Origin of the sequence: Candidatus Accumulibacter sp. ACC003 (assembly GCF_907163085.1) — a bacterium.
GTDB lineage: Bacteria > Pseudomonadota > Gammaproteobacteria > Burkholderiales > Rhodocyclaceae > Accumulibacter.
This window is the reverse complement of sequence record NZ_CAJQTX010000004.1, coordinates 73,653-96,513: the sequence shown is the minus strand read 5'-3', so window position 1 is coordinate 96,513 and position 22,861 is coordinate 73,653. Positions and strand designations below refer to the sequence as shown.

Here is a 22,861-nt window from a genome sequence, read left to right as displayed (position 1 = left end):
CGAAAAATGGGTACGGCAACATAGGCGTCAGGCTCCCCCTGCAGCCAGCTGGTCCCACGCATCGTGGACCAGACGGCGCGTACGATATTCGCCGAAATGGCTGATATCGTTGTTTTTGAGGACGCGGAAGGTCTCGGAGAAGTAGTCGCCGCCCATGACGTCGGCGGGGTCGAGCGTGTAGCGTAATTCGTCGCGGGTCAGGCCGTAGAGGCGGGCGCGACGGTCCGGGTCCCAGGCGAAGTACGGTCCGCTGTAGCCGAGATCGGCTGCCCAGTGCTGGAGGTCGTGGGCGGTGTAGGTCAGTTCGCGGACGCGCAGCACCGGCAGGGCAACGTCGGCAGCCTGGCGTCCACGGTAGGCGTGCAATTCGTCGAGGACTAGGAAACGCAAGCCCCTGGCGTTGCGGATCACTGCCTTGTCCTTGTCGTCCTGACGAGTCATCAGGAGCTGGAGCATCATGAAGTTGGTGAGCAGGATGTCCGGCCGGTTCGCTGCCAAACGCTGTCGCTCCTCGTCGTGTTCCTGATCTGTATAGCGACCGACGGTCACCGGCGGATGATCGCCGTAGCCGCCAAGGAACTTGCCGAGTTCCGCGAGCTGGCTGTTGGCCAGAGCATTCATCGGGCACATGAAGATGGCGCGTGTTCGCGGTGCCAGCTCACCCACCCGCGCCTTGAGGATGGCGTCGACTATGGGAATGAAATAGGCGAGCGACTTGACCGAGCCGGTACCGGTGGTCAGGACGTAGCTGCTCACCGTCTGAGCGAAGCTGATCGCCTTTTCCTGGTGCTTGAAGGGTCTCAGGGATACGCCGGGCGAAGCGGCACTCTTACTCGCCCGGAAGATCCGTGCACATTCGGGGTGATGACCGCCTTCCCCGACAAGCTCTTCAACCGAGTGTCCCGACTTGAAGTTGGAGTTGACTTGAACCAGCGGCGTCGGCCAATAACGCTGCGACGCGTAGGCTGTATCTACACAGGTCGCGATGTCGTTAGTCTTGATGCGCGTGAAGCTGCGGGTGAACTGACCGCATTCACCGACCAGTCTCTCCCTGAACTGGAAAACGTTCATGCTCGCCTTGTTGTTGGTTATTTTCCCGGCGCGGCGGCGTTGGCTTTACTGCCACCTCCCGCAGCAATCGATCACGCAAATTTCAGCTGCAGTTCATGCGCCAGCGCCCACCGATATAGCCGCCCTCATGTCTTACGGCGCCGTATCGCCAAAATCAGGATTCCACCCTCCGAAATCACCTGATCTAATTATGCCCAGACGCCTACTTGCCGGCCATGATACAACTCGAAGAGCTCATCCTTCGAGTTCCCGAAGTCGATGCATCGTCATGCACCGTAGCTAGCCGATCGACCAGATCCTCGGCGCTCGCGAGGCGCTCACCCGGTACGTGCGCAGAATCCCGGCGCGCCCTCTGCAAATCCACCGCCTGCGAGCGTTGCCTCGTCCTCTGCTCGCCTTGGCCCACAACTGGCCTCCCGAAACAAGTAAATGCCAACCGGGCTTTCTCCTCTCCAGCCCAAGCCGCCGCCAGCTTCTCGACCGAAAAGAAAATCGAGCTCAACTTGACCCCGTTTGCCGTTCTCGTCCGTTTCACTCGCACGCATCCGCATTCAGCCATTCATCGCCCGTGCATGCGGAAAGAGCGTCAAGAGATCGCGCCTCGACGCGCACCGAAAATTGAACCCGGAAACAGGAGCCTGATCATGAAACATCGCACCCCATCCCGCCTGCTCGCGAACCTGCCAGCGAACTTGCCAACAATCCTGCCAACAATCATGCTGGCGGGCCTGCTCGCCGCCTGCGCACCGGCACAATACGACGGCAGTCGCGGCCAACACGCACAGCCACGCAGCGACCAAGCGGTGCTCGGACGGGTAGCCGAGAACGAAACTCGCCCGACCGCGCAAGCCGCGCCAGCGGCTCCGACCGTGCGGCAAACGCAGGCCAGGCCGGCGCCACAGCTCGCCGCGACGATCGGCGCAAACGTCCCGCCCGGCAAAGCGATCGAAAAGAAAGAGGCGCAACGGGCAGCCGATGTCCGGGGGGCCGCCGGGATGGTCGCCGACCAGATGTCGGTCGCCGTGCTGCCGCAGGAGGCGCGCGAGCGCTACACGCCACTCACCGACAATCCGGTCAAGCAGGTCGCCGAGGCGCCGGTATCGACCTTCAGCATCGACGTCGACACCGGCAGCTACAGCAATGTGCGACGCCTTCTGAATTCCGGCAATTTGCCGCCCGCCGACGCCGTGCGTGTCGAGGAGTTGATCAACTACTTCCCGTACGACTACGCGCTGCCGAAGGATGGGCGGCCGTTTGCCGTGCATAGCGAAATGGCGCCCGCGCCGTGGAATGCCGAGCGCGTACTGCTGCGTATCGCCATCAAGGGGCAGGACGTTGCCAAGCAAGCGCTGCCGCCGGCCAACCTGGTCTTCCTGGTCGACGTCTCCGGGTCGATGAACAGCGCCGACAAGCTACCGCTGCTCAAGTCCTCGCTCAAGTTGCTGGTCGGTGAAATGCGCGCCCAGGATCGCATCTCGCTGGTGACCTACGCCTCCGGAACACAGGTCATCCTGCCGCCCACGGCAGGCACCGAAAAGGCCACGATCGGCGCCGCCATCGATGGCCTGCAGGCCGGCGGCAGCACTGCCGGCGCCTCGGGAATTCAACTCGCCTACGCGGCCGCTCAACAAAGCTTCATCAAGGGCGGCATCAACCGCATCGTGCTCGCCACCGATGGCGACTTCAACGTCGGCATCGCCGACACGCGCCAGCTCAAGAGCATGGTCGAGGAGAAGCGCAAATCGGGAATCTCGCTGTCGACGCTCGGCTTCGGCAGCGGCAACTACAACGAAGCGATGATGGAGCAGATTGCCGATGTCGGCGACGGCGCGTATTCCTACATCGACAGCCTGATGGAAGGTCACAAGGTGCTGGTCAATGAGATGACATCGACGCTGGCAACGATCGCCCGCGACGTCAAGGTGCAGATCGAATTCAATCCGGCGGTGGTCAGCGAGTATCGCCAGATCGGCTACGAGAATCGCCAACTGGCGCGCGAGGATTTCAACAACGATCGCGTCGATGCCGGCGATATCGGCGCCGGCCACACCGTCACCGCGCTCTACGAGCTGACGCTGACCGGCAGCAAGAGCAGCGTGGCGCCGCTGCGCTATACCTCCAAAGCCGGCGGCGAAGGCCCGCTGGCCAACGAACTCGGCTACCTCAAACTGCGCTACAAAGAGCCCGCGGCGAACGACAGCCAGTTGCTCGAGTTCACTCTGCAACGCAATGCGATCAAGCCCCTCGCCGCCGCCAGCAGCGAATTCCGCTTCGCCGCCGCCGTCGCGGCCTACGGCCAGATCCTGCGCGGCGGCAAATACACCGGCACCTGGAACTACGCTGACGTCCGCCAGCTGGCAGCGGCCAACATCGGCCACGACAAGTACGGCTACCGTGGCGAGTTCCTGCGCCTGATCGATCTGGCGGCAGCCCTCGGGACGAAGCCTGCGAACTGATCGACGGCGCGCTCCCGGCGTCTTGCCGTCGCCTCTTCTGTAAGCGAGAAGGTGGCAACAGCCGGCGGCAAGCGCACCCCGACGGCGCGGCCAGTCTATACTGCGCGGCATGGAAACCGCCGCCGAACTTGCCGCGCTGCCGGACGAAGACCTGATGCTGCTGGTCGCCAATGGCCTCGTCGAGAAACCCGCCAGCGAGCTCTTTCGCCGCCACAACCGGGCGCTCTTCAACTTCATCGCCTGGCAGTGCCAGGGCGATACCGCGCAGGCCGAAGACATCGCCCAGCGCACCTGGGAGAAGCTCATGACCCGGTGCGCCGATTACCAACCGCAAGCGGCCTTCCGCAGCTTCCTGTTCCAGATTGCGCGTAACCAGTGGCTCGACTTGCGCCGCTCGCCGGCCGAAAGCCGGCGTGCCGAACTCGACGAAACCCGGCCCGAAACGCCCACCGACGATCTCACTCCGGAAGCCGAACTCGCCCTGCGCCAGAATCTGGCGCAGGTGCACCAGGCCTTGCTCGCCCTGCCAGAAAACCAGCGCGAAGTGGTCGTCCTGCGCTTTTTCGGCGAAATGAGCCTGGAGGAAATCGCCCACACCGTCGGCGAAGGTTTCGAAACCGTCAAGAGCCGCTTGCGCTACGCTTTCGCGCGCCTGCGCCGCGAACTCGAGGCGCCGTCGTGAGCGAGGCCTTCGAAAGATTTCTGCAGGGCGAAGACCGCCTGGCCCGCCTGCTGTGCGCGCTGCCCGCCTATACGCCATCGGCCGAATTCGACGCGGCTTTTGCGCGCGCGGCACACGCCGCACAGGCCGCACGAGTGGCACCAGGCGCCATCCAGTCTGCATCTGCGGCAGCGCCAACAGTCTCGCCCGGGCCGCTTGCGCTGGCCGCCGCGCGAATCGCCGCCGCTCCGTCGGCTTTTGAACCGCCGGCCAGTCTGGAAGCCAATTTCCTGAAATTGGCCGCCAGGATTGAGTCGGCACAGGCTCCCCGGCGCGCGGCCCTCCTGGCCGGCATCGGCCATGGAGATAGCCCGCAAGCCATGCTCGGCGCGGCGATTCAGCCTGCCACCGAGGAGTGGCTGCGCGCGCAAGCACTCACCGCGTCGCCGACCCCGGCCGCCACGCCAGCGTCCCCGGACCGGCAACGCAGCTTCCTCGGCTTTCGCTGCTTCGACCTGCGTCTGGCCGCCGTCGCCGGCATCCTCGCCGTCGTCGGCACGCAGCTCGCGCTGCTGCTCATCGACCGCCCCGATGCGCCGCAGCTCGCCGAGCAAGATTCTTTCCAGACGGCATTGGCGCCGGCCGAAGCGGCGAAGCGAATCAACCCGGCCGGGAATGCCGAGCGCTCACTCGGCGAAGCGCCAGCCGCGCTGAAGCAAACGCCTGCCGCCACGTCGCCAGAGCGGCAAGACGAGCTAAGGCTCGCCACACGAGAAGCCGCGGCCGCATCCGTGGCGCTCAAGAAGAGCGCGGCCGGCGCTGCGGCGCCGCACGCACTGCTGGCCGACGCGGCGGACGGCCCGCGACCCGCCAGCGCCTCGCCCCCCCTGGCGACCGTGGCGCCAGCAGACCGCGCAGCAGTCGCCGCCACGCTCCCGGCAGCCGCACAGCTGCCCGCCAGCAAGACCGCCAGGCCAGGCATTCGCAGCCGCGATACGGCGGATGAAACGCCCGCCGACACCCGTGCCGCGGCGCCTGATCCGCCGGCCGCGCCGGCGATGTCGGCCGCCGCCGAGCCCCCCGAGAAGGCAGCTGCCAGCGCCTTTTCTGGCGCCCTGAAAGAAGAAGCGCCGCCACGCGCACGCGCCATCGACGACGTCGCTCGGCGCGAAGCCAAACAGCTGCAGCACAGCGTTCGCGCCGCAGCAGCCTTGGCCACGACGCCAGGCGAGCCGCGCCAGCCAATACTCGCCGCGGCGCCGGGCGCAGCCGCAGCGCCAGCAGCGATGCCCCGCCAGCGGACGACCGAAAGCAGCCTGAGCGTGACGCTCGCCGATGACCCGGCCAGAGTCGCCAGCCGCCTGCCGGCGCGCCCGGCGGGTGCGGTGTGGGCGGTCTACAGCACGCACGCGCGCCGGCCTGAACTCGATCGCTGGCTTGAAAACCTGCGCCAGCAAATCCCGGCAAGCGGCCGCCCGGCGCGTTTCGAAGTGATCGAGGACGACACCAGCACCGACCCGACGCATCTGCGCATCGTGCCGCCGGCGCTTCCCGAGAGGCGATGATTTCCTGCGCAGCCGCGCCAGATCAGCCCGCCGCGCAGCTCGAACAGTGACAACACGACGCGTCAAAATGCCGGCGCCGCCGATGTCCTCCGGCTTCAGTCCGTTGCCGTTTGGCGGCTGCCACTTCGCACGACCAGCGAAGACGGGCGCTGCCGCACCGACCTGCCCGGTCTTTCCCGGCGCTCTGTGCCACCAGGCAGCAGCCGCCTGGTGGCACAGACCATCGCCTTCGCTCCGCCCTACTTCGCCGAGCGTGCGTCAATTGGCAGCCTGAGAAGAAAGGTCGTTCCTTGTCCCGCGACGCTTATTACGTCGATGCTCCCCGTGTGCTTGCCAACAATCCCCCAGACGATCGACAGGCCCAGACCCGTGCCCTTGCCGACGGGCTTGGTGGTAAAGAAAGGCTCGAAGATGCGCTTGAGATGTTCCGCCTTGATCCCCTGGCCGGTATCGTGAATACGGATGCCGACACTGTCGTCCCCGATGCGCTCGGTGGAGATGGTGATCTCCCCCTTGCCATCGATGGCGTGCGCAGCATTGACCAGCAGGTTCAGGAATACCTGATTGAGCTGTGCGGGCAGGCATCGGATCAGCGGCAGGTCAGGCGCGTAACGTTTGGTCAAGGTGCAGTGATACTTGATTTCGTTCCAGATGATGTTGAGCGTCGAGTTCAAACCTTCGTGCACGCTGGCCAGTTGCCATTCGCCTTCGCCGGGACGCGCGAAATCCTTCATATCGCGCACTATCTTGGCAACCCGGGCGAGGCCGTCCCTGGATTCCGTCATCAGCAGGAAAGCGTCGGTCTTCAGGTAGTCGTAGTCCATCGCCACTTTGAGCGTGTTAAGACGCGTGCGACTTTCAGGAGTGCTCACCGCGGCCTGGCAGGCGTCGACGAACTGGAAGACATCGTACAGATAGCCTTCCAGCGAGCGGAGATTGGCATCGACGAAGGCCACCGGATTGTTGATCTCGTGCGCCACCCCGGCGGCCAGCTGGCCGATCGACGCCATCTTCTCCGATTGCAGCAACTGGTATTGCACATCCTCGAGTTTGCTGTTCAGTTCCTGCAGGCGAAGCATCTGCTCCGCCTTCTCGAACTCCGCCACCTTGCGTTCGGTAATGTCCTGGACAAAACCTTCCAGGTAGGCCAGCGTGCCATCCTTGTTCATGACCGTTCGCTGCATCAGATCACCGATCAGAATACTGCCGTCCTTTCGACGGTAGCGGTTTTCGGCATGTGCCCACTCACCGCGCTTCTCTATGGCCGCCTCGACGAGTGGCCGACGGCCAGCGGGGTCCACATACAGTTGTGTGCCGATATCCGCCACCGCGGCAAGCAGCTCTTCGGGCGAGGCGTAACCCAGGCTTCGTGCCAGCGCCGGATTGACCCTGAGAAATTGCCCCTGCACGGTGGAATTGAAGATACCCATCGACGCATTCTGGAAGATGCTGCGATATCTTTCCTCGCTCACCGCCAGCGACTCCTCGGCCTCGATGCGCTCGGTCGCGTCGACACCGAGACTGGCCGTACCGATGATCTGGCCCTGGCCGTCGCGCATCACGGTGTTGTCCCAGACGACCAGGCGCCTCTCGCCTTGCCGCGTCAGCAGCTCATTCTCAAAACGCTCGGGCATGCTGCCGCTTGCCATGGCAGCCGAGAATACGGCCCGCACGCGTACACGAAAGGGCTCGGGAAGAAAGATTTCGAACCAGTCTTGCCCGATCACCTCGGAGCGCTGCCAGCCAGTCAATTCCAGGAGAAAGTCGTTGCAGAAGGTGACCTTGCCGCGCACGTCGAGCATCACCGCCAGCATACGAACGTTCGCCAGCAGCCCCTGGAAACGCCGCTCGGATTCCGACAATTGCCGGGTGCGTTCCGCCACCTGCTGCTCGAGATCGCGCCCGTAGCGTTCGATCTTCCGTCGCTGCTGGCGCTCGTCCATGGTAAGCGCCAGGATGAACGCGAAGTTCTCGATATGGTCTGCGTAGAGCGCGAAGACCCGTGCGTCGCTCACGCTGAAGACCAGTTCGCCAAAGCTGGTCGAGTCGGTGGCCACCACGAAGTTCCTGGTGGAACTCTCCGCGGCGCCGACCCGGGCCCTGAACTCGACTTTTCCGACGCCCGGAATATCGCCCAAGCCGGCCGTCACGAAGGACCTGATTGCCTGATCGGGAAGCGAGGCGGCGACGCCCTGCATGAGCATGAGCTGCCCGAGAACCCGCCCATCGAGCTCGGAATTTTCCAACGAACTTCCTTCTCTGACCGTCAGCAGTGGCCCGCCAGGTACGCCTCGGGCGAGACAAAGAACGGGTTATGCACGACGTTGCCGCGGAGGACCATCAGAGGATGAACCTTGAGGATCTCCATGATCGTTGCCCCGTCAAACGAATTGGCATCGTACTGGCAAACCGCCGTAAGCGGATGCGTCCTCAACAGTAAACTGACGCGCGCCTCGTACTCCATCAGCCGCGAGCCACCGGGCATAGCCAACACGTCAGAGCTCATCTCGCCGATCAGGCGCGCGGCCGAAAAGCCGTCGGCAAGCGCGTCCTGATGATAGCGCCGCAGTCGCGCCAGGATGCGCTCCGGGTCAAAATTGCCGTCCTGAAAATAGACCTCACGCGGCGGCGCACTGATCAAGGCACCAGCTGCCTTGAACGCATCCAGGGCTCGCCCGTCCTCCGCCAGGCGTGCGGCGAGCAGGGTTTCATAGGGCTGTTCGGTAAAGCAGGCGGTTCGCTCCCCCGCCAGCAAGCCGCTCTGCAGGAACTTGAGCAGCGAGTCGAGCCGCTCATGGTCGTTGTTGAACACCTGGCAGATATGTACTCCTGCCGGAAAAGCCTGCTTCGTGAAACCAAGAGACACCATTGTCGGTTCGATCGGCATGAACTCTCCTTCCGGCTGGCGGTGCAAAAGAAAAGCGGTGGCCTATCCTGGGCGGCTCGCACCACAGCCAGTTGCCACACCCCGCTCGAACCTTGCGCCGATTTCCAGCGGCGGTCAATCCAATGCTGCGCATATGGGAAGCGTACATTGAATAGCTGGGCGGCGGTGGTGACATTCCAGCGCAGCAGCTTGCTTGCACGCGTGTCGCCTTTCCGACAAATGGCCAACAAGCGCCACCGCCGGTAGCCGACAACACCCTGTTTCAACGAACTTTTCCACTCTGGCACGCGGCTTGCTCAATTCGCTCAACCGCATTCGAGGAGCGTCCATCGTGGAACTACCCGTTATTGGCAACACCGCCTCCCCTGCCGCCTGCGCCAGCAGCGGCTGCGGAACGCCAGCGAGCACCGAGGATCGCCTGTCGGACGCGATCCGCGCCAAGGTCCAGGACCACCCCTGCTTTTCGGAAGACGCACACCACTACTTTGCGCGCATGCACGTCGCCGTGGCGCCGGCGTGCAACATCCAGTGCAACTACTGCAATCGCAAGTACGACTGCGCCAACGAGTCGCGCCCGGGCGTCGTTTCGGAACTGCTGTCGCCCGACCAGGCGATCCGCAAGGTGCTCGCGGTCGCTGCCCGCATCCCGCAGATGACCGTTCTTGGCATCGCCGGACCGGGCGATCCGCTGGCCAACCCGGCGCGCACCTTCGAAACCTTCCGGCAACTGTCGGCCCGTGCCCCGGACCTCAAGCTCTGCTTGTCGACCAACGGCCTCAAGCTGCCGCACTACGTGGACGAGATCGCCAGGCACAACATCGACCACGTGACGATCACCATCAACTGCCTGGACCCCGAGATCGGCGCCCGCATCTACCCGTGGATCTTCTGGAACAATCGACGCATCCGCGGCGCCAAGGGCGCCCGGATCCTCATCGAGCAGCAGCAGCAGGGCCTCGAGATGCTGATCGCGCGCGGCATCCTGGTGAAGGTGAACTCGGTCCTCATTCCGGGCGTCAATGACCAGCATCTCAAGGAAGTCTCGCGCGCCGTCAAGGCCAAGGGCGCGTTCCTGCACAACGTCATGCCGCTGATCGCCGCAGCCGAACACGGTACCTACTATGGACTAAGCGGCCAGGCCAGCCCGACGCCGGCGCAGCTGCAGGAGCTGCAGGATGCGTGTGCCGGCGATATGGCGATGATGCGCCACTGCCGGCAATGCCGCGCCGACGCCGTCGGGCTACTCGGCGAGGACCGCGGCTCGGAATTCACCATGGACAAGCTCGACGCGCTCGAGCTGAGCGAAATCGATTACGCAACGGCCAGGCAGCGCCGCCAGGTGGTGCACGACGAGATCATCGCGCAACTGGCGCAGAAACGCGCCGCCAGACACGCCTCGCCGGCGCTTCTGCCAGCGCTTCTGCCAGCGCCTGCCGGCGACGACCATCCGACGCTGCCGACGGCGAGTCTGCGCAGCGTCCTGATCGCCGTTGCCGCCAGGAACGGCGTCGTCGGCGAGCACTTCGGCCACGCCCGCGAGTTCCTGATCTACGAGGCGTCGCCAGACGGCGTGCGTTTCGTCGGTCATCGCAAGACCGAGCTCTACTGCAGCGGTCCGGCGAGCTGTGGCGACGGTGAGGCGGCCGTAGAAGCCGAGCCGCAATCGGTGCTCGAGACGACCATCGCCGCGCTCGCCGGCTGCGAAGTCGTGCTCTGCTCGAAAATCGGTTTCGAGCCCTGGGGTCAGCTTGAGGCGGCCGGCATCATGCCCAACAGTGAGCACGCGCTTGAACCGATCGACGCCGCCGTACTCGCCGTATACCGGGAAATGGCGGCCAGTGGCCGGCTCGCGCTGCCGGCGCCCAGCAGAAAGGCGGCCTGAGAATGGCTCTGAAAATCACCTCTGCGTGTCGCAATTGCTGGGCCTGCATCGACGTCTGTCCGCAGCAGGCGATCGTCGAGGCGAGCCCGCATTTCGTGATCAAGGCCGAGCAGTGCAACGAATGCCTGGGCGTCCACGACGACCCGCAGTGCGCTTCGATCTGTCCGATCGAAGCGGCCATCGTCGATAGCCTCGGCGCTTACCTGAACCCGCCCGGATCGCTGACCGGCATCCCGCTCGCCAGGCTGATCGACTTCGGCCTGTGGCACGGGGCCGACTGATGGCCATGCTCGCCACGACGTCGAGCAAGCGCGCCGTCGAAATTGCGCCGGGCGTCCATTGGGTCGGCGCGCTCGATCCGCAACTGCGCCGCTTCGACATCATCCTGAAGACCGCCAACGGCACCAGCTACAACGCTTTTGTCGTGCGTGGCGAGAGCGGCGTCGCGGTGATCGATACGGTAAAGGAAAATTTCGCCGACGACTTCTTCGCCCGCCTGGAATCGGTGGCGCGCTACGACGAAATCACGAGCATCGTCCTCAATCATCTCGAACCCGACCATAGCGGCGCCTTGCCCGAGCTCTTGCGGCGCGCACCGCAGGCGACGGTTTACCTCTCCAGCCGCGCCCAGATGATGCTCAAGGCCTTGCTCAAACCGGGCGGCGAGCAGGCGCCGGAATACGTGCCGGTGAGCACCGGCGATACGGTAGCACTCGGCGGTCGCACGCTGCGCTTCCTGCACACGCCCTACCTGCATTGGCCAGACACGCAGTGCACCTATCTCGAAGAAGACGGCCTGCTGTTCACCGGCGACATCTTCGGCTGCCACTTCTGCGACGAGCGCCTGTTCAACGACCGCGTCGGCGACTTCCGCTTCTCGTTCGAGTACTACTACGCGCAGATCATGCGGCCCTTCCGCGAACACGTGCTCGACGCGCTCGAGCTGATCGAAGCGCTCGACCTGCAGTTGATCGCGCCGGCGCACGGCCCGCTCCTGCGCCACCTGCCGCGCGACTACGTGCGCCGTTACCGCGAGCTGGCGATGCCGCGCCTGTTCAACGAGGCGCGCAGCGAAAAGACGCTGGTCGTCTTCTACCTGTCGGCCTACGGCAACACCCGACAAATGGCCGAAGCCATCGCCGCTGGCGCCGAGCGCATTGCTGGCGTGCGGGTCTCGCTCTACGACCTCGAGGGCGGCGACGCGGCAATCTTCACCGACTTCGTCGAGGAAGCCGATGGCCTCGCCTTCGGCAGCCCGACGATCAATGCCGACGCGGTCAAGCCGATCTGGGACCTGCTGTCGTCGCTGACCAGCGTCAATATCAAAGGCAAGCTCGGCGCCGCCTTCGGCTCCTACGGCTGGAGCGGCGAAGCGGTACGCATGATCGAGGACCGCCTGCGCGGCCTGAAGCTGCGCGTGCCGGTCGAGGGCTTGCGCATCAAGCTGGTCCCCGACGCCGGCGAACTCGAGCAGTGCGGCCGGCTGGGCGAAAACCTGGCGCGTCACCTGACCGGCGAGATCGAACACCGCGAACTGGATCTGGCGGCTCTCGCCTGACCCAAACCACAGGGAGAGAAACATGCCACGAGCCAAAGTCACCTTTCAGGACGTCGACGTTTCGGTCACCGTTCCGGCAGGAACGCGCCTGATCGAAGTCTCCGAGAAAGTCGGCGCCGGCATCGTCTACGGCTGTCGCGAGGGCGAGTGCTGCACGTGCCTGACCAGGATCATTTCCGGCGCCGAAAATTTCGCCCCACCGAGCATCCTCGAAGAGCAGGTGCTCAAGGACAACCTGGCGCCGCGCCGCCACCGACTGGCGTGCCAGGCACAGATCCTCGGTGGCGAGATCGTCGTCGTGCCGGCATGAGCCGAAGCGCGACGTTTTCGCGAAACCCGCGAACGCCTGCCGCCTGGCAAACCTCATTCTGACTTTCCAAGCAACGCCCTACAGGAGAAGCACAAATGGCCCTCATCACTTTCAGCAGCCACTTGCACAAGGACAAAACGGTCTATGCCGTCGCCGGCAGCCACACCCAGACGATCCTCGCGCTGGCCAAGGAGAATCGCATTCCGATCGACTTCGGTTGCCAGGAAGGCGACTGCGGCACCTGCCTGGTCAAGGTTTCCTCGGTCGACGACAAACGCCGGCCGATGGGCGGGCCACTGAACGTCCGCGAGGTGGCGGCGCTCAGCAACCTCGGCCACGTCAGCAAAGCCGAGATCGAGAAAATGTACGTCGACGACATTCCGCCGACGCAATGGCGGCTGGCGTGTCAGATGGTCGTCCGCGACGAAGACATCCTGGTCGAGTATCCCAGCAAATAGACGAGGTCATCATGAACGCTGCGGATCGCCTGCCCTGGCGAGCCATCCTGCTCGCCGACCTGCTCGCCGTGCCGGCCGCCGCTGTCGCCGGCGACGCCAACCGCTTCCTGTTCGCCAGGATGATTGCCGCGCAGGCAGCCGGTGCCGGCTGCCTGGCGGCCGATCTTGGCCTCGGCAGCGATGGCTACCGGCAGCTTCTTGCCGAGTATTTCCCCGGCTGCCGAGCGAGCATCGGCGCCGCCAGCCCGGCGCTGGAACGTGTTCCGGAATGGCGCGATCTGCACCAACTGCTGCTCGACCATCGCGCTGGCGAGCGTCATTCCGAAGCCCTGGTCGCGGCGATCGTCGCCAGCGCCTGCGCTGGCAGCGACCACCTCTGGCAGGACCTGGGACTGATCGACCGCGACGAGCTGACGGCGCTGATGTGGGTCAACTTCCCCGAACTCGCGCGCGCCAACAGCGGCGACATGAAGTGGAAGAAATTCCTCTACCGGCAGTTCTGTGCGCGCGAAGGCATCTACGTTTGCCCCGCGCCATCGTGCGGCGAATGCCAGGATTACGCGAAATGCTTCGCACCGGAGCACTGAGCACGGCCGCCGAAACAGCGGGCCGCCGCGCCGATTTGCCCGCCGAGTCACACAGCAAATCGCGCACCAATGCCCGCACCGCGCCCTTGCTCGACAAGGCCACTGCCGCCTACCTCGGCCTGGCCATCGGCGACGCCCTCGGCGCCACCGTCGAATTCCTGACGCCAAACGAGATTCGCCAACAGCACGGCGTGCACCGCGAGCTGAGCGGCGGCGGCTGGCTACACCTGCAAGCGGGTCGGGTCACCGACGACACGACGATGTCGCTGGCGCTCGGCGAGGCGATCCTGGCCAGCGGCGGCGTTGACGCCCAAGCGGTGGCCGCAGCGCTGGACGCCTGGATGCGCAGCAAGCCGGTCGATATCGGCCACACCGTTCGCCGCAACCTGATCCACTTCCGCGACACCGGCAATCCGGAAGCCGTCGCCTGCGAGCACGACGCCGGCAACGGCGCGGCGATGCGGACCCTGCCGGTGGCGCTCGCCAGCTACGGACAGGCAGCGGCGACGACGATCCTCGGCAGCCGCGCGCAGGCGCACGTGACGCATCACAACGCGCTTTCGGACGCCGCTTGCGAGACGCTGATCTTCATGGTGCAGGATTTCCTGGCCGGGCACGATGCCGGCTGGGTGCGCGAGCAACACGTCGCCACGCTGCTCCGCGAACAGCCGCTGTTCGCCTTTGCGCGCAAGCGCCGCGACAATCCGAGTGGCTACATCGTCGAAACCATGCAGGCCGTGCTGCAGGCTTTCTTCGCCACCAGCAGCTTCGAGGAATGCCTGCTCGAGGTCGTCAATCGCGGTGGCGACGCCGATACGACGGGCGCCATTGCCGGCATGCTGGCCGGTGCCCGCTACGGCCTGCAAGCGATCCCGGAGCGCTGGCTCGGCGCGCTCGATCCGGCCATCCGTCAGCACTGCACGCGCCAGGCGGCGGCGCTGCTTGCCCTCAGTCAGGCAGGGGCGCCTTGACGCCGAGGCAACAGGCCAGTACCCGTCAGTTCGCCGAGATCGGCGTCGACCAGCTGCAGCCCGAGCCTGGCGCAGAAGCGGCGTTCCTTGTCGGTCGCTTCGCCAATCAGCGCCCAGCCCGCTGGCTGCGCCGCCGCGTAGATGATGTCGGCCATCACCATCCGCTCGGTATCACGATTCAGACGCAGGCCCAGCAGCAGGTACTGCTTGCCCCGGCGCAGTTCCTTGACCGCTGGCGGGATGGCGAAACCGCCCATCAGTTCGGTGATGTAGTCGACGTAGTCGGCATCCGAGGCAATGTAGGTCGGCTCGGGTTTCGGCGTACCCATCGGCTTGAAGAGGATCGGCAGCGCCGGGTCAAGCGCCGCGCATTGCCGGTAGCTGGCGCCATCCCAGAAATAGAGCCGGTAGCGAAAATCGCTGCCGCCCAGACGCGCCATGCCGGCGATCAGATGATGGGGGCGCTCGGCGTAAGAATCCTGCAGTTGCGTGTCGCGGTTGATGTCGACCACGTATGGCGGGCTGATCTCCTTGAGCCAGTCGTGCACCGCCGAGCGCGTCCATGCCGTCTCGCCGTAGGTGCGAGTGAGAAATTTGCTGACCGCGCTGCGGCCGCGCTTGAGTTCCACATTCATCGCCGCGCGCGCGAATTCGTACATCAGCTTGGCCGCCATCGGCCGGCCACCGTTCATTGCCAGGATCAGCGAATCGCTGTCGGCAGGAATCGAAGCAGTGCCGGCAAGGTCGGTCACGCCGGCCAGCACGCCGGGGCCAAGATAGGGAACGATGCTACCGTCCCGGAGGCCGGCAAGCAGTCTTTGGTGCAGTTCTGGGGTCATGGCAGGTGCTCGGAAGTGGGAATGCACAACACTCCCAGCAAGTTCCGGGCCGGCGACGAAAACACGTTCCGGCGGGCTTCGTCGAGCGCCGGCGCGCGGCATTGTCGCCTTTGCTACACGCGCCACGGCGCTGGCCCGACAAAGTCGGCAGCGTCGCCCTGGCCAGGCGGCCGGCTTTGTCGATCGTTCAGCCTCACCCAGCGGGCGATCGCCGGCACGGCGATCAGCCAGCGCTTACAATCACCAGCGGGCACAATATTGCGTAGGCAACGACCAGCCGCCGCTCACGCCCACGAAAAGGACAGCCCCCGATGATCGAATCGCAACCAGCGGTGATTCCCGACGGTGCAGGCCTGGTCAGCGACCTTGGCCGGCGCAACGGCCTCGAGTCATTGAGCGAGCGGCCGGGCCAGCGCCCTCCTGGCCCTCTCGGCCCGCTGAGCGCCGGCATGGTGATCACTTGCGAGCATGGCGGCAATCGGCTGCCGGCGCGCTATCGCCACTTTTTCCAGGGACAGCAAGCGACTCTGGACAGCCACCGGGGCTTCGACCCGGGGGCCTTGCTGCTGGCCAGAGACCTCGCGGCAGCGTTCGCGGCGCCGCTGGTGCTGTCCACGGTCAGCCGCTTGCTGGTAGACCTGAACCGTTCGATCGGCCATCCGCGTCTCCATTCCGAGACCCTGCGCAAGGAGTCGGCAGAACTGCGCCAGGAGATCGTGAAGCGCTACTACCAGCCGCATCGGGCGCACACGGAAGACCTCATCCGGCAGGCGGTCGCGGCGCACGGCCGGGTGCTGCACGTGTCGGCGCACAGCTTTACCCCGGAACTCGACGGCAAGCGGCGCAACGCCGACATCGGCCTGCTCTACGACCCGTCGCGCCCAGGTGAAGCGGCGCTATGCCAACGCTGGAAAGCATCGCTGCAGTCTTGCGCGACGGGTCGCACGGATCTCACGAATCTCACTATTCGCCGCAACTACCCCTATAACGGCAAGGACGATGGCCTCACGTCCTGGTTTCGGCGGCGCCTCGCGGCCGACGTCTATGTCGGCATCGAGGTCGAGATCAACCAGAAGCATGCCTTCCGCGGTGGGCGGCATTGGCCCGCGCTGCGGGCGGCGATCGTCGAAGCGCTGCGCCAGGCCCTCGTGGCCGACGACGACGTCCTCGAGGCGCAGGACTTGTCCAGACTTCGCCGCTCGTGAGAGGAGGCCCGCCGATACCCATCCGGGTCCGCAATCCTTGCCATCATCGACCTGCTGCTTGTGTCTTTCGCTGCATGGCCATCGGCCGCGCCAGGACCTGGTTGGCATGCGTCACGTCGCGCACGAGCAGCTTGACGAGATCGCAAGCGCCTGGCGTGTTGTCGATCGCTGGCTTGAACAGCGTCAGGTCTCGAACCTGATGCGCGTTCTGAATGCTGAATCCGCATCGCCCAGATGTCTTTCGGCTTGAGCGGTGGCTTCTACCCGATCGGCTTGCCTTTGCTGCAGGGTTCCCGAGTCGCACTCCCTTCCATGCCAGAGTCCTTCATGGTCGATGGACGTCTGCTTGTTTTCATGCCCGGCCAGCGGCTGCTTTCGGTGCAACTGCTGGATGCGTACAATCGGCCCGCCAGCGGCCCGTCGGGAAACCACCGGAAAGCCGCCACTGGCAATCATCCAGAGCCGCAGGAACATCGGGCTCCGGATTCGACGACCGCCTGCCATGGCTAGCTTATCAACGAAGGCTGTGAATACGTCAGTGTCGCTCAACTCGAATATATGGATTGCCTACGGCTGCATAGTTGCTGTGCTGCTGGCTGGCACTGGCGTCACCGGTTATTTAAGCCGAGCTTTCCCGCGGCGGGACTACTCGGATCTGTGCTTGCGCGTAAGAACCTGGTGGCTCATCGTGCCGCCGCTTATTGTTGCGCTGTCGCTCGGTTCGGCGGCGTTGGCGACCTTGTTTTCTCTGGTCAGCGTGCTTGCCTTACGCGAATTCATTGTCCTCGCCTGCGATCGTCCACTACCAGGACTTGTGGCCGCCGCCGCTTATTGTGCGATTCCAATTCAGTACCTGCTGGCATACGGTGGCAATGATCACGGGCATGCGGCAGCCTTTCCGCTATGGTGCCTGGTTATTGTTGGCGTTCTTGTCGCCAGCGCAAACAGCATCGGATTCCTGCGCACGGCCGGCGTTCTCTGCTTCGGTCTGTTGCTGACGGTCTTCAGCCTGAGCTACATTGCCCGCCTCGGTACTCTGGCTGAGGGTACCGGCCTGGTGATTTTTCTGTTGATGATCACGCAACTGAACGATGTAGCGCAGTACGTGTGGGGCAAGTTGCTTGGCAGGACAGCTCTTGCACCAACCCTGAGTCCGAACAAGACCCGCGAGGGCATGCTCGGGGGAATCATTACTTCGGCACTCCTGGGCGCCGCACTCGGTCCCTTGCTGGCACACTTCGACCCTCTCTCCGGGGCGCTATCCGGCATCTTGCTGGCCAGCTCTGGAGTGGCCGGCGACTTGACCGTGTCGGCAATAAAGCGCGACTCGGGCGTCAAGGATGCTGGTAAGCTACTGCCCGGCCACGGTGGCCTGCTGGACCGCGTCGACAGCCTGATATATGCGGCACCGCTATTTTTCTATGGCACGCGCGCCTGGGGTGGCACCCTCTAGGCATCATGTTGCGAACAACGCCAAGCGTAAATTTACTGGAGGAACCATGAACCCACTTTGTGGCTGTCGGAGCACCCGCCAGGGACCATCGCCGATCTTCTTCAGGCCTTCGGCCTGGCGGATGTGGCTGGCCATCATGGCTCTGTCCACCTGCGCGGCAAGCGCCGGGGCCGATCCCGGTGAGCACAGCGAAGATCGCAAGCAGTTACGCGCCCTGATGACAGAAGTGGAGGCTGGAATCAACGCCCAGAGTGCCGACCGCCTTACCGCGTTGATGTCGGACGACGTTACGGTCACCTGGCTCAATGCCGAGGTCTCACGTGGCAAGGATGAGGTCAAGGCCTATTACGGGCGAATGGTCGGTGGCGAGAAGGCCATTCTCGACAAATATTTGACCAAGGTAACGCTCGCTGCTCCTGCTCGGTTTTACGGCGAAGTCGCTGTTGCCGAAGGCACGGCTGCAGACGAGTTCTTTCCGCGTGCCCGCGACGCCTTCCGTCTCGATTCGCGCTGGAGTTCGACGATGCGCAAGGTCGACGGCCAATGGCGGATCGCAACGCTGCACTTGTCGACAAACGTGTTCACCAACCCACTGATGGCCGAGGCCACTCGCTGGATCTGGTACGCAGGCGTTGCTGGCGCCTGCAGCGGCGGCCTTCTCGTCTTCTTGCTGCTGCGCAGACGTCGTCATTGACGCACGCGCAGCTGGCACCGTGAAGTCCGCGACGACAAGTCGCTACGCGATGCTCCCCAAGCTCAGCATCTACGCGCTGAAGCCGGCCTTTCAACGGCTGCTTCGACCGATCGTTGTTCGTTGTGCTGCCGTCGGCATTACCGCCAATACGGTGACGCTGTCGACAATGCTCGCCTCATGCCTGCTCGGCGTGCTCCTCCTGGTCGCTGGCCAAACGGAGGTATTTCTGCTGCTGCCACTCTGGATGTTTCTGCGGATGGCGCTAAACGCCATCGACGGCATGCTCGCGCGCGAACACGGGCAACAATCACGCCTCGGGGCCTATCTCAACGAACTCTGCGACCTGATCTCCGACGCCGCCTTGTACCTACCGTTCGTGTGTGTGCCGCCCTTCGGCTGGGGCAGCATTGCGAGCGTAATTTTCCTGGCCACCATTTCGGAAATGGCCGGCGCGCTGGGAACCTCGATCGGCAACGCTCGCCGCTATGACGGTCCGATGGGCAAGAGCGACAGGGCAGCGGTTTTTGGTGGACTCGGCCTCGCTCTCGGTCTGCAAGGAACGCTGCCGGACTGGAGCTTCTGGATCATGCCCTTGGTCGCCGTACTCATTGCCCTCAATATCATCAACCGGGTTCGCGGCGGACTGTCGAACACCACAATTGCCGAACGCTCACGATGAATATCGCCGAATCACGGACCGTCCTTGAGGGCCGCTTCAAAACGCACGACGGTGTTTCACTCTTTTACCGCCACTGGCCGGCGGTCCGCAGTCCGCGGCGTGGTGCCGTCGTCATGTTCCATCGCGGCCACGAGCATTCGGCAAGGATGGCACACCTCGTCGATGAACTGGACCTTGCCAACTTCGATTTTTTCGCATGGGACGCACGTGGTCATGGCCACTCTCCCGGCGCCCGAGGCTTTTCCCCAGGTTTCGCGGATTCGGTACGCGACGTGCAGACCTTCGCCGAGCACATCCGGTCGCATCACGGCATTCCCAATGAGGAACTGGCAATCCTCGCGCAAAGCGTCGGCGCCGTCCTCGTGTGTACGTGGGTGCACGACTATGCTCCGCAGGTCCGTTGCCTGGTGCTTGCGTCACCGGCGTTCAAGGTCAAGCTCTACGTTCCCTTCGCAAGATCAGGTCTGCGCCTGCTGCAACGACTGCGTGGCAACTTCTTCGTTACCAGTTACGTCAAGGCGAAATTCCTGACCAGTGACCCGCAGCGCCAGGCCAGCTACGACAGCGACCCGTTGATCAGCCGGGCGATCTCCGTGAACATTCTGCTGGCGCTCTACGAAGCTGCAAGCCGCGTCGTCGCCGATGCGCATGCCATTACCACTCCAACGCAGTTGCTTGTCTCGGATACCGATTGGGTCGTGCACAATGCGCCGCAGCACGAATTCTTCGAGCGGCTGGGTAGCACAATAAAAGAAAAGCACGTCCTCAAGGGGTTTCTGCACGATACCTTCGGCGAGCGCGATCGCCGCCTCGCCGTAGACAAGAGTCGCGAATTCATTCTCCGGCGATTCGCCGAAACACCATCTCGCCCGGACTTTCGCAATGCCGATCGACAGGGCGTAACCCATGCCGAGGCCAGCGCACTGGCGAAGCCACTGTCAGCTCTGACGCCGCGCGGATTCTATTGGTGGCTGGCGCGATTGAACATCAAGCTTGGCGGTCACCTGTCGGCCGGAATTCGCCTTGGCCATGACACGGGCTTTGATTCGGGCAGTTCGCTCGACTACGTGTACCGCAATATGGCGAACGGCCGCGGAATACTTGGACGACTTATTGACCGCACCTACCTCGACGCGATCGGTTGGCGCGGCGTCCGCCTGCGCAAACTGCACATCGAAGAGTTGCTGCGTCAGAGCATGGATGATCTGCACCGCGACGGCCGTTCGGTAAACGTCCTCGACGTTGCCGCGGGCGGCGGACGGTATGTGCTCGACGCCTTGCGACAATGTCCCCGGAGGCCGAAATCGATCGTCTTTCGCGACTATGACGAGAACAATGTGCGGATCCTCAACTCGCTGCTCCGCGAACGGGAACTCGCCGATATCGCGTGCGCCATCCACGGCGACGCCTTCGATGCTTCGTCGCTGGCGGCAACCGCGCCGCCGCCAACGATCGGCATCGTTTCCGGACTCTATGAACTCTTTCCCGAAAACGAGCCCGTCTGTCGATCGCTCGCCGGACTGGCGCGGGCCATCGAAGCCGGCGGCTACCTGATCTATACGGGGCAGCCCTGGCACCCGCAACTCGAGCTGATCGCCCGCACTCTCACCACTCATCGTGGCGGATCAGCATGGGTGATGCGCCGCCGAACACAGGCCGAACTCGACCAACTGGTTGCCGCCGCCGGGTTCGTGAAGATTGCGCAACGAATCGACGAATGGGGCATATTCACCGTGTCACTGGCCAGGCGCCTGCCCGCCGCATGACTGCCGGCACTTCGTCGTCGCCAGGCGTCGATGTGGTCCATTCGCGGCCGTGGCAACGCGGTGTTGCCTGGCTGCTCTTCCTCGGCCCATTTTTCTTTCTTTCCTACGGGTTTGCCAACTGGTGGGCCGGCACTCACGCCAGCCCAGGAACACTGGTCTATCCGTGGGAGAGGCAGATCCCGTTCCTGCCATGGACGATTGTGCCGTACTGGTCGATCGACCTGCTCTACGGACTATCTTTCCTGCTCTGCCGCGAGCGCCGCGAGGTCGACCGCCACGCCCTGCGTCTCCTTAGCGCTCAACTGGTCGCGATCACCTGCTTTATCGTCTTTCCCTTGCGATTCAGTTTCGCACAGCCACCCGCCGAAGGTATTTTCGGCGTCTTCTTCGCCGCCCTTGCCGGCTTCGACCAACCCTTCAATCAGGCACCATCGCTGCATATCGCCCTGCTCGTCATTCTCTGGGTGCGCTATGCGGCGGCTTGCTCAGGTTTCTTGCGACTTGTCGTGCATGCATGGGCCATCCTCATTGGGATTTCGGTGCTGACGACTTTTCAACACCACTTCATCGACGTACCGACGGGCGCCCTGCTCGGCGTTTTATGCCTTTGGCTGTGGCCCGATCAAGGCGAGACGCCATTCGCCGCCTGGCGTTTCAGCAGTGAACCGGCCCGGCGACGATTGGCCGGCTACTACCTGGCTGGCGCCACACTTTTCGCTGTCGCGGCAAGCCCTGGAGGTTTGCTTCTGTGGATGCTATGGCCGGCGACGTCATTTCTATTTGTTGCGCTGGCTTACTTCGGACTCGGCGCCGATGTCTTCCAGAAGCGCGATGGCAGACTCAGCGTCGGCAGCCGCTGGCTATTGGCGCCCTATATTGCTGCCGCCTGGATTAATTCGCGGCTGTGGACATGGCGACGCCATCAAGCCGACGCGATTGTGGACGATGTCTGGCTGGGCCGGATGCCGAGCCGTAGGGAAATGCGTAAGAACGGTTTCGCCAGCCTGTGCGATCTCACCGCAGAGTTGCCATCCCCGCATGGCCATTGGAAGACGGCAAGCCTGCCGTGCCTGGATTTGCTCCCCGTAGATGGGAAAAGCCTCCGGCGCGCGGCTGAATACATCGAATCGGCTCGTCCCGATGGCAAACTGCTCGTCTGTTGCGCACTGGGCTATTCTCGTGGAGCAAGTGCCGTGGCCGCCTGGCTGCTGCTCAGCGGTCGTGCCGCCACCGTCGAAGAGGCCTGCGCAATGATTGCGTCCCGACGACCGCAAGTTGTCATTGGCGCCGCACAACAGGCGGCTCTCCGGGCGGCTTCGGCCGAGAGCATGCGGGTGGACCGGTCACAGGATCCAACATTGAAACCGCCGATGTCACGCGCGGCAGAAATCGGCCAACAGTTGGTGAAAGGGCAGAGCGGCGATGAAGAAATCAAACTCCGCTAATCGCGCCATGAGCGATTCCTTTGGCCCGGCGAATGCTTGAAGAACGCCCTAAATTTTGCAGTTTTTTCGTTTTCGCGTTGCCGCGGCCAGGAATCAGCAGCCGTGACAGTTTTGCGCTCATGCCCTTTGGCTACACGTCCTCAGCGCTCAGGTCGTTGCCGCCCGAAGTGGCGCCGATGATCCAGGGCATGCTCCCCCGCCGCGACGGGATGGCAATGGGCCACAGGTACGGCGATCCGCGCGGCCAGAGTGAGTACGGTCGTGTTCGTCGTCTGTTGGCTGCTCGCTTCCAGTTGCTGCCGCCGGTCTGCCTGCCCCGAGGCGCCTGGCGGATGCTTACTCGGCGGCCCAGCGGAGCATTCGGCTTGTGTCCC

Annotated in this window: 21 protein-coding genes; 16 read left to right on the top strand and 5 right to left on the bottom strand. The window is 64.0% G+C overall.

The annotated features are described in order from the left end of the window. Positions 1 to 27: 27 nt before the first annotated feature. On the bottom strand, positions 28 to 1,071 hold the full coding sequence (locus tag QZ656_RS07370) for a DEAD/DEAH box helicase (RefSeq protein ID WP_291992800.1): 1,044 nt from the start codon (positions 1,069 to 1,071) through the stop codon (positions 28 to 30). A 995-nt stretch (positions 1,072 to 2,066) separates the two neighbouring features. Here QZ656_RS07370 and QZ656_RS07365 point away from each other — a divergent pair. From QZ656_RS07365 to QZ656_RS07355, 3 genes are all read left to right on the top strand, one after another. Further along, positions 2,067 to 3,527 carry a VWA domain-containing protein gene (locus tag QZ656_RS07365; RefSeq protein WP_291993209.1) on the top strand — a complete coding sequence of 487 codons (1,461 nt, stop codon included), beginning with the start codon at positions 2,067 to 2,069 and terminating at the stop codon, positions 3,525 to 3,527. 109 nt (positions 3,528 to 3,636) lie between these two features. After that, entirely contained in the window at positions 3,637 to 4,209 is a 573-nt protein-coding gene (locus tag QZ656_RS07360) for a sigma-70 family RNA polymerase sigma factor (RefSeq protein ID WP_291992799.1), read from the top strand. Further along, a complete protein-coding gene (locus QZ656_RS07355) occupies positions 4,206 to 5,753 on the top strand; it encodes a hypothetical protein (RefSeq protein WP_291992798.1) in 1,548 nt (515 codons plus the stop codon). The genes QZ656_RS07360 and QZ656_RS07355 overlap by 4 nt, the downstream gene beginning before the upstream one ends. A 239-nt stretch (positions 5,754 to 5,992) precedes the next feature. Here the strand turns inward: QZ656_RS07355 and QZ656_RS07350 are convergent, their stop codons facing one another. Both QZ656_RS07350 and QZ656_RS07345 read right to left on the bottom strand, forming a co-directional pair. Continuing rightward, entirely contained in the window at positions 5,993 to 7,999 is a 2,007-nt protein-coding gene (locus tag QZ656_RS07350) for a PAS domain S-box protein (protein ID WP_291992797.1), read from the bottom strand. Positions 8,000 to 8,019: 20 nt separating this feature from the next. Next, positions 8,020 to 8,640 carry an MEDS domain-containing protein gene (locus tag QZ656_RS07345; RefSeq protein WP_291992796.1) on the bottom strand — a complete coding sequence of 207 codons (621 nt, stop codon included), beginning with the start codon at positions 8,638 to 8,640 and terminating at the stop codon, positions 8,020 to 8,022. Positions 8,641 to 8,971: 331 nt separating this feature from the next. Here QZ656_RS07345 and nifB point away from each other — a divergent pair, with 331 nt between their 5' ends. The 7 genes from nifB to draG all read left to right on the top strand — a co-directional run bounded on the left by nifB (position 8,972) and on the right by draG (position 14,406). After that, complete coding sequence (nifB, locus tag QZ656_RS07340) at positions 8,972 to 10,522, top strand: nitrogenase cofactor biosynthesis protein NifB (protein ID WP_291992795.1); 1,551 nt, start codon at positions 8,972 to 8,974, stop codon at positions 10,520 to 10,522. 2 nt (positions 10,523 to 10,524) lie between these two features. Then, a complete protein-coding gene (locus QZ656_RS07335; RefSeq protein WP_291992794.1) occupies positions 10,525 to 10,803 on the top strand; it encodes a 4Fe-4S binding protein in 279 nt (92 codons plus the stop codon). After that, a complete protein-coding gene (locus QZ656_RS07330) occupies positions 10,803 to 12,080 on the top strand; it encodes an FprA family A-type flavoprotein (protein WP_291992793.1) in 1,278 nt (425 codons plus the stop codon). The genes QZ656_RS07335 and QZ656_RS07330 overlap by 1 nt, the downstream gene beginning before the upstream one ends. Before the next feature lie 22 nt (positions 12,081 to 12,102). Further along, positions 12,103 to 12,390 (top strand): 2Fe-2S iron-sulfur cluster-binding protein, encoded by a 288-nt coding sequence (locus QZ656_RS07325; protein ID WP_291992792.1) that lies wholly within the window; start codon positions 12,103 to 12,105, stop codon positions 12,388 to 12,390. A 95-nt stretch (positions 12,391 to 12,485) separates the two neighbouring features. Beyond that, positions 12,486 to 12,848, top strand: a complete 363-nt coding sequence (locus QZ656_RS07320) for a 2Fe-2S iron-sulfur cluster binding domain-containing protein (RefSeq protein ID WP_291992791.1) — start codon at positions 12,486 to 12,488, stop codon at positions 12,846 to 12,848. A gap of 11 nt (positions 12,849 to 12,859) precedes the next feature. After that, positions 12,860 to 13,435 carry a nitrogen fixation protein NifQ gene (locus QZ656_RS07315; protein WP_291992790.1) on the top strand — a complete coding sequence of 192 codons (576 nt, stop codon included), beginning with the start codon at positions 12,860 to 12,862 and terminating at the stop codon, positions 13,433 to 13,435. After that, entirely contained in the window at positions 13,414 to 14,406 is a 993-nt protein-coding gene (draG, locus tag QZ656_RS07310) for an ADP-ribosyl-[dinitrogen reductase] hydrolase (protein ID WP_291992789.1), read from the top strand. The genes QZ656_RS07315 and draG overlap by 22 nt, the downstream gene beginning before the upstream one ends. Here the strand turns inward: draG and QZ656_RS07305 are convergent. Continuing rightward, positions 14,388 to 15,245, bottom strand: coding sequence for an SIR2 family protein (locus tag QZ656_RS07305; RefSeq protein WP_291992788.1), 858 nt, complete (start codon positions 15,243 to 15,245; stop codon positions 14,388 to 14,390). The genes draG and QZ656_RS07305 overlap by 19 nt on opposite strands. A 311-nt stretch (positions 15,246 to 15,556) precedes the next feature. Here QZ656_RS07305 and QZ656_RS07300 point away from each other — a divergent pair, with 311 nt between their 5' ends. Beyond that, complete coding sequence (locus tag QZ656_RS07300) at positions 15,557 to 16,450, top strand: N-formylglutamate amidohydrolase (protein ID WP_366522121.1); 894 nt, start codon at positions 15,557 to 15,559, stop codon at positions 16,448 to 16,450. 183 nt (positions 16,451 to 16,633) lie between these two features. On the opposite strand, the gene QZ656_RS24060 is transcribed toward QZ656_RS07300, so the two are convergent. Continuing rightward, complete coding sequence (locus QZ656_RS24060) at positions 16,634 to 16,924, bottom strand: hypothetical protein (RefSeq protein ID WP_366522120.1); 291 nt, start codon at positions 16,922 to 16,924, stop codon at positions 16,634 to 16,636. A 64-nt stretch (positions 16,925 to 16,988) separates the two neighbouring features. Between QZ656_RS24060 and QZ656_RS07290 the strand changes: the two genes are divergently transcribed. From QZ656_RS07290 to QZ656_RS07270, 5 genes are read left to right on the top strand one after another with little or no spacing between them, the layout of a single operon-like run. After that, complete coding sequence (locus QZ656_RS07290) at positions 16,989 to 17,903, top strand: phosphatidate cytidylyltransferase (protein WP_291992787.1); 915 nt, start codon at positions 16,989 to 16,991, stop codon at positions 17,901 to 17,903. A 46-nt stretch (positions 17,904 to 17,949) separates the two neighbouring features. After that, positions 17,950 to 18,597 carry a nuclear transport factor 2 family protein gene (locus QZ656_RS07285; protein WP_291992786.1) on the top strand — a complete coding sequence of 216 codons (648 nt, stop codon included), beginning with the start codon at positions 17,950 to 17,952 and terminating at the stop codon, positions 18,595 to 18,597. Positions 18,598 to 18,646: 49 nt separating this feature from the next. Beyond that, positions 18,647 to 19,276 carry a CDP-alcohol phosphatidyltransferase family protein gene (locus QZ656_RS07280; protein ID WP_291992785.1) on the top strand — a complete coding sequence of 210 codons (630 nt, stop codon included), beginning with the start codon at positions 18,647 to 18,649 and terminating at the stop codon, positions 19,274 to 19,276. Then, complete coding sequence (locus tag QZ656_RS07275; protein ID WP_291992784.1) at positions 19,273 to 21,042, top strand: bifunctional alpha/beta hydrolase/class I SAM-dependent methyltransferase; 1,770 nt, start codon at positions 19,273 to 19,275, stop codon at positions 21,040 to 21,042. Before QZ656_RS07280 ends, QZ656_RS07275 begins: the two co-directional genes overlap by 4 nt. Next, positions 21,039 to 22,487, top strand: coding sequence for a phosphatase PAP2/dual specificity phosphatase family protein (locus QZ656_RS07270; RefSeq protein ID WP_291993207.1), 1,449 nt, complete (start codon positions 21,039 to 21,041; stop codon positions 22,485 to 22,487). Before QZ656_RS07275 ends, QZ656_RS07270 begins: the two co-directional genes overlap by 4 nt. Positions 22,488 to 22,861: the final 374 nt, after the last annotated feature.

Coding starts and splice junctions, on each gene's coding strand:
- QZ656_RS07370 (WP_291992800.1), bottom strand. CDS start 1,071: ATGAACGTTTTCCAGTTCAGGGAGAGACTGGTCGGTGAATGCGGTCAG.
- QZ656_RS07365 (WP_291993209.1), top strand. CDS start 2,067: ATGGTCGCCGACCAGATGTCGGTCGCCGTGCTGCCGCAGGAGGCGCGC.
- QZ656_RS07360 (WP_291992799.1), top strand. CDS start 3,637: ATGGAAACCGCCGCCGAACTTGCCGCGCTGCCGGACGAAGACCTGATG.
- QZ656_RS07345 (WP_291992796.1), bottom strand. CDS start 8,640: ATGCCGATCGAACCGACAATGGTGTCTCTTGGTTTCACGAAGCAGGCT.
- QZ656_RS07335 (WP_291992794.1), top strand. CDS start 10,525: ATGGCTCTGAAAATCACCTCTGCGTGTCGCAATTGCTGGGCCTGCATC.
- QZ656_RS07330 (WP_291992793.1), top strand. CDS start 10,803: ATGGCCATGCTCGCCACGACGTCGAGCAAGCGCGCCGTCGAAATTGCG.
- QZ656_RS07325 (WP_291992792.1), top strand. CDS start 12,103: ATGCCACGAGCCAAAGTCACCTTTCAGGACGTCGACGTTTCGGTCACC.
- QZ656_RS07320 (WP_291992791.1), top strand. CDS start 12,486: ATGGCCCTCATCACTTTCAGCAGCCACTTGCACAAGGACAAAACGGTC.
- QZ656_RS07315 (WP_291992790.1), top strand. CDS start 12,860: ATGAACGCTGCGGATCGCCTGCCCTGGCGAGCCATCCTGCTCGCCGAC.
- draG (WP_291992789.1), top strand. CDS start 13,414: ATGCTTCGCACCGGAGCACTGAGCACGGCCGCCGAAACAGCGGGCCGC.
- QZ656_RS07305 (WP_291992788.1), bottom strand. CDS start 15,245: ATGACCCCAGAACTGCACCAAAGACTGCTTGCCGGCCTCCGGGACGGT.
- QZ656_RS07300 (WP_366522121.1), top strand. CDS start 15,557: ATGATCGAATCGCAACCAGCGGTGATTCCCGACGGTGCAGGCCTGGTC.
- QZ656_RS24060 (WP_366522120.1), bottom strand. CDS start 16,924: ATGTTCCTGCGGCTCTGGATGATTGCCAGTGGCGGCTTTCCGGTGGTT.
- QZ656_RS07285 (WP_291992786.1), top strand. CDS start 17,950: ATGAACCCACTTTGTGGCTGTCGGAGCACCCGCCAGGGACCATCGCCG.
- QZ656_RS07280 (WP_291992785.1), top strand. CDS start 18,647: ATGCTCCCCAAGCTCAGCATCTACGCGCTGAAGCCGGCCTTTCAACGG.
- QZ656_RS07275 (WP_291992784.1), top strand. CDS start 19,273: ATGAATATCGCCGAATCACGGACCGTCCTTGAGGGCCGCTTCAAAACG.
- QZ656_RS07270 (WP_291993207.1), top strand. CDS start 21,039: ATGACTGCCGGCACTTCGTCGTCGCCAGGCGTCGATGTGGTCCATTCG.